Origin of the sequence: Brevundimonas sp. UBA5866, from assembly GCF_002432125.1 — a bacterium.
Taxonomy (GTDB): Bacteria; Pseudomonadota; Alphaproteobacteria; order Caulobacterales; family Caulobacteraceae; genus Brevundimonas.
Genome location: NZ_DJFS01000032.1, coordinates 392 through 4,472, shown reverse-complemented (window position 1 = coordinate 4,472; position 4,081 = coordinate 392). Strand labels below are relative to the sequence as shown.

Annotated in this window: 4 protein-coding genes and 2 pseudogenes; 4 read left to right on the top strand and 2 right to left on the bottom strand. The window is 63.1% G+C overall.

The window, feature by feature from the left end:
• Positions 1-186: 186 nt before the first annotated feature.
• The 3 genes and pseudogenes from ispG (at position 187) to B3H86_RS03845 (ending at position 2,214) form a co-directional block, all read left to right on the top strand.
• Positions 187-1,324 (top strand): annotated as a pseudogene (ispG, locus tag B3H86_RS03855) (flavodoxin-dependent (E)-4-hydroxy-3-methylbut-2-enyl-diphosphate synthase).
• A gap of 20 nt (positions 1,325-1,344) precedes the next feature.
• Positions 1,345-1,605 (top strand): DUF333 domain-containing protein, encoded by a 261-nt coding sequence (locus tag B3H86_RS03850; protein WP_292051287.1) that lies wholly within the window; start codon positions 1,345-1,347, stop codon positions 1,603-1,605.
• 9 nt (positions 1,606-1,614) lie between these two features.
• Positions 1,615-2,214, top strand: coding sequence for a glutathione S-transferase family protein (locus tag B3H86_RS03845; RefSeq protein ID WP_292051285.1), 600 nt, complete (start codon positions 1,615-1,617; stop codon positions 2,212-2,214).
• A 30-nt stretch (positions 2,215-2,244) separates the two neighbouring features.
• On the opposite strand, the gene B3H86_RS03840 is transcribed toward B3H86_RS03845, so the two are convergent.
• Together B3H86_RS03840 and B3H86_RS03835 are read right to left on the bottom strand one after the other, a co-directional pair.
• A complete protein-coding gene (locus B3H86_RS03840; protein WP_292051284.1) occupies positions 2,245-3,006 on the bottom strand; it encodes a sulfite exporter TauE/SafE family protein in 762 nt (253 codons plus the stop codon).
• 54 nt (positions 3,007-3,060) lie between these two features.
• The gene (locus tag B3H86_RS03835) at positions 3,061-3,675 is read right to left on the bottom strand and encodes a response regulator (protein WP_292051282.1); all 615 of its coding nucleotides are present in this window, start codon (positions 3,673-3,675) and stop codon (positions 3,061-3,063) included.
• 225 nt (positions 3,676-3,900) lie between these two features.
• Here B3H86_RS03835 and B3H86_RS03830 point away from each other — a divergent pair.
• Positions 3,901-4,081, top strand: a pseudogene (locus B3H86_RS03830) (peptide chain release factor 1); the annotation flags it as partial.

Below are 4,081 nucleotides of genomic sequence, written 5' to 3'. Positions count from 1 at the left end.
ACGGCCCTGGCCGCACAGGCCGCCGCCCGCGTGGCCCAGCTCAATGGCGCCACCACTTCGCCGGCCACCCCGCCAACGGCCACCACTCCACCGGCACCGGCTTCGCGCTAACCCAAAAGTCGACGCATAAACTTTATCCTTGAGGGCGTAGTCTTGGGGCTCGCCTCGTCCTATGTATCGGCAGACATGTCAGACCATACCCACGTCCGCCCGTGGCGCCATATCGAGCGCCGCAAGAGCCGCCAGATCCGCGTCGGCAATGTGCTTGTCGGTGGTGACGCCCCGATCAGCGTCCAGTCGATGACCAACACCCCGACCTCGGATGCCAATGCCACGATCAACCAGATCCGGCAGCTGGAAGAGGCGGGNNGCCGATATCGTGCGCGTGTCCTGTCCGGACGTGGAATCCACCGAGGCGTTCAAGACCATCGCCAAGGCGGCCAAGGTGCCGCTCGTGGCCGACATCCATTTCCACTACAAGCGCGGCATCGAGGCCGCCGAGGCGGGCGCCGCCTGCCTTCGCATCAATCCGGGCAATATCGGCTCGAGCGAGCGCGTGAAGGAAGTCATCAAGGCCGCGCGCGACAACGGCTGCTCCATGCGGATCGGCGTGAACGCCGGATCACTGGAACGCGAGCTGCTGGAAAAATACGGCGAGCCCTGCCCCGATGCCATGGTGGAAAGCGCGCTGAACCATGCCCGCATCCTTCAGGACAACGACTTCCACGAGTTCAAAATCTCGGTGAAGGCGTCCGACCCCTTCCTGACAGTCGCCGCGTATCAACAGCTGGCCGAGGCTATCGACTGTCCGCTGCACCTCGGCGTGACCGAGGCCGGTCCGCTTCGCACCGGCACCATCAAGTCCTCGATCGGTCTTGGCTCCATGCTGTGGTCCGGTATCGGTGACACCATCCGCGTGTCTCTGGCCGCCGATCCGGTGGAAGAGATCAAGGTCGGCTTCGATATCCTCAAGTCGCTGGGCCTTCGCCACCGCGGCGTGAACATCATCGCCTGCCCGAGCTGCGCCCGTCAGGGCTTCAACGTCATCGAGACGGTCGCCATCCTCGAGGAAAAGCTGGCCCACATCGCCACGCCGATGAGCCTGTCGATCATCGGCTGTGTCGTGAATGGCCCGGGCGAGGCCCTCTACACCGACGTCGGTTTTACCGGCGGGGGCGCAGGGTCCGGCATGGTCTATCTGAACGGCAAGATCGCCCACAAACAGGCCAACGACGGCATGATCGACCACATCGTGGAACTGGTTGAAGAGAAAGCCGCTGAACTGGATGCAGCCCGTAAGGCTGCGGAGGCAATCCAGCCCTAAGCTTTCAAGGAGCTCTTCCAATGAGCCTGTTGCGCACACTGTCCCTGACGGCGCTGCCCGTCATCCTGTTGGGGGCCTGTGCGCCCCAGCCTCAGGAAGAAATGACGCCGCGCGTTGGCATGCCCAACCCGGCCTCGGTCCACTGTACCCGTTCCGGCGGCCGTCTGGATATCCGCACCCAGGCCGATGGCGGCCAATATGGCGTATGCGTGTTCAATGACGGTCGCCAATGCGAGGAATGGGCGCTATTCCGTGACAACCGCTGCGTTGCACCGAAATAGGTTCAAGAGATGAAACTCTACATCACCACCCCTTCGCCATTCGCCCGCAAGGTCCGCATTGTCGCCCGCGAAAAGGGACTGTCCGAGCGGATCGAAGAGGTGGTGGTGGACCCCTATGGCAATGCGCCGGAGCTGCTGTCGACCAATCCGGTGGTGCAGGTCCCGACCCTGATCGCCGAAGATGGACAGCCCCTGAACGACAGTCCGGTCATCTGCGAATATCTCGACCGCCTCGGTGGCGGTGCCGACCTTCTGCCGCCGTCCGGTTCCGCCGAGTGGCTGCGTGTGAAACGTCTGGAGACGCTGGGCAATCAGGCGCTGGAAATGGGCGTCAAACTGGTGCTGGAAAAGCGCCGCCCCGAGAATGAACGCTCGGCCTCGTGGATCGAGCGCTGGACCACCAATATGGGCCGCACCCTGGATGCGCTCGAAGCCGAAGGCCTGTCGGCAGAACGCATCGACATCGGCACCATCACCGCAGGGATTGCCCTGACGTGGATCGGCTTCCGCCATCCGGACTATGACTGGAAGACGGGCCGCCCCAATCTGGTGGCCTTCCAACAGGCTATCGAGGCCCGCGACAGCTTCGTCGCCACCTTCCCGAAATAAGAAGAAAGGGAGCCGGTCCGGCTCCCTTTTTTATTTCAGGAACAGGTTCACGCCCTGGAAAATAGCCAGGCCGATCAGCAACAGACCGACGGCATAGCTCAGCACCTTGCGTGGCACCTTCTTGACGATCAGGCCCGCAAACGGCGCGGCGATCAGACCGCCGGCAACCAGTCCGCCAACCGCATAGGCATGGTTTTCCAGAGCGCCTGCTTCTTCCCAGTGGCCCGTGACCAAGGCCCAGACAAAGGTGGCCGAGACGGCCACCGTCAGGAAAAACTCTGCGGTGTTGACCGTGCCGATGGCCTTGCGCGGTTCCTGACCCGAGCCGATCATCGAAGAGGTCACCGTCGGTCCCCAGCCGCCCCCGCCGATGGCATCCAGAAAGCCACCGACCAGACCAAACGGGGCCGTGACCCAGCGCGGCAGGCGGCGCGGCTTCACGTCATGTCCCGCGCGCCACAGAATCCAGATGCCGATCAGGGCCAGATACAGAACCACGAACGGCTTGATCATGTCCCCGTCCACACCGGCCAGCACATAGGCCCCCAGAATGCCGCCGATCACACCGGCAATCATCAGGGGCAGGAACAGCCGCCAGTCGATGTTCTTGTGCGCCACATGGCTGGTGGCCGAGGCGGCGGTGGTAAAAACCTCAGCGGCATGGACACTGGCCGACGCCGTCGCGGGCGGCACACCCAGGGCCAGCAGGACAGAGGATGAAATCACGCCATAGGCCATGCCCAGCGCCCCATCGACCGCCTGGGCCAGAATGCCCACCAGCAGGAACAGCATAAAGGTTTCCAATAGTCCGTCTCCGCCGAGGGTCGCAGGTCCCGAACTAAAGTCCTAGCTGGCTGTTTCGATCCGGCTGATAGCGCCTAAAACATCATTGGCCGAGTAGGGTTTGATGATCATGGCGGCGGCGATGTCGGCGTGACGCGCAGCCTGTGACACATCGCCGGAAACAAAGATCACCGGAACACCCCAGCGGGCCTTGAGGTTCTTCGCCAGATCGATGCCCGTCGCCGCGCCGGACAGGTTGATGTCCAGCAGGGCAAGGTCGATCTGGTGCAGGGCTGTCGCGGCTTCGGCGGCCTCTGCGCTGTGGAACGGACCGATCACGCGATGTCCCGCCTCGTCCAGTGCTTCGGTCAGGGCGGCGGCGGCATCGACGTCGTCTTCGACGACCAGAACGTTTTTGGGTTCCTGGTTCATGTCAGGCTCCTGAAGGCTTTGGGCCGGGGCTTGTTTGATCAGCAGACCGCGCAGGCGCGGCCAGAGGGTTTCGGCGGGGCCGTCTGCGTTCAGATCGAATATCCGCGCCAGCGCCCTGAGTTCCGCATCCGCTTCCGGCGAAAGATTCCCTTTGTCCGCCCGTTCCAGCTTGTCGTCATACAGCGCGATCAGCCGACCGATGTCTTCGTCGGGCCAAACGCTCGCCTGTGAATTCTCTTTCGTCATATCCGCCATCCCCTGTCAGCAGGTCTGCGCCAGCCTTGTTAGGGGGGGAGGAGAAGGCTGCCACAGACGTGATTACAGTTAAGGAATGGCGGGGCGGCTGCAACATCACTGACGCGCTTGTGACGGCTCATCACAATTCGTCCATCGTGCCCGTGATCGCCTGCAGCATGGACTTTTCGTCTGTTGCCATCGTATTTGGGCGCGACCCAACCGCGGAGTGTTTCCTTGCGACTGCCACAGGCCCGTCTCGATCAGGTTCTTGACCGTTTCCACGAGGTGGAGGCCCGTATGGGTGCCGCCACGGACGGGGCCGAGATCGTGCGCCTCTCCAAGGAGCATGCCGAGCTTAAGCCGGTCGCGGATGCCGTGACCGTACTGGCGCGCGCCCGTCAGGAAATGAGCGATC

What these genes read in the sequence shown, in the direction of transcription:
- B3H86_RS03850 (WP_292051287.1), top strand. Translation starts at nt 1,345, where the DNA reads ATGAGCCTGTTGCGCACACTGTCCCTGACGGCGCTGCCCGTCATCCTG.
- B3H86_RS03845 (WP_292051285.1), top strand. Translation starts at nt 1,615, where the DNA reads ATGAAACTCTACATCACCACCCCTTCGCCATTCGCCCGCAAGGTCCGC.
- B3H86_RS03840 (WP_292051284.1), bottom strand. Translation starts at nt 3,006, where the DNA reads ATGCTGTTCCTGCTGGTGGGCATTCTGGCCCAGGCGGTCGATGGGGCG.
- B3H86_RS03835 (WP_292051282.1), bottom strand. Translation starts at nt 3,675, where the DNA reads ATGACGAAAGAGAATTCACAGGCGAGCGTTTGGCCCGACGAAGACATC.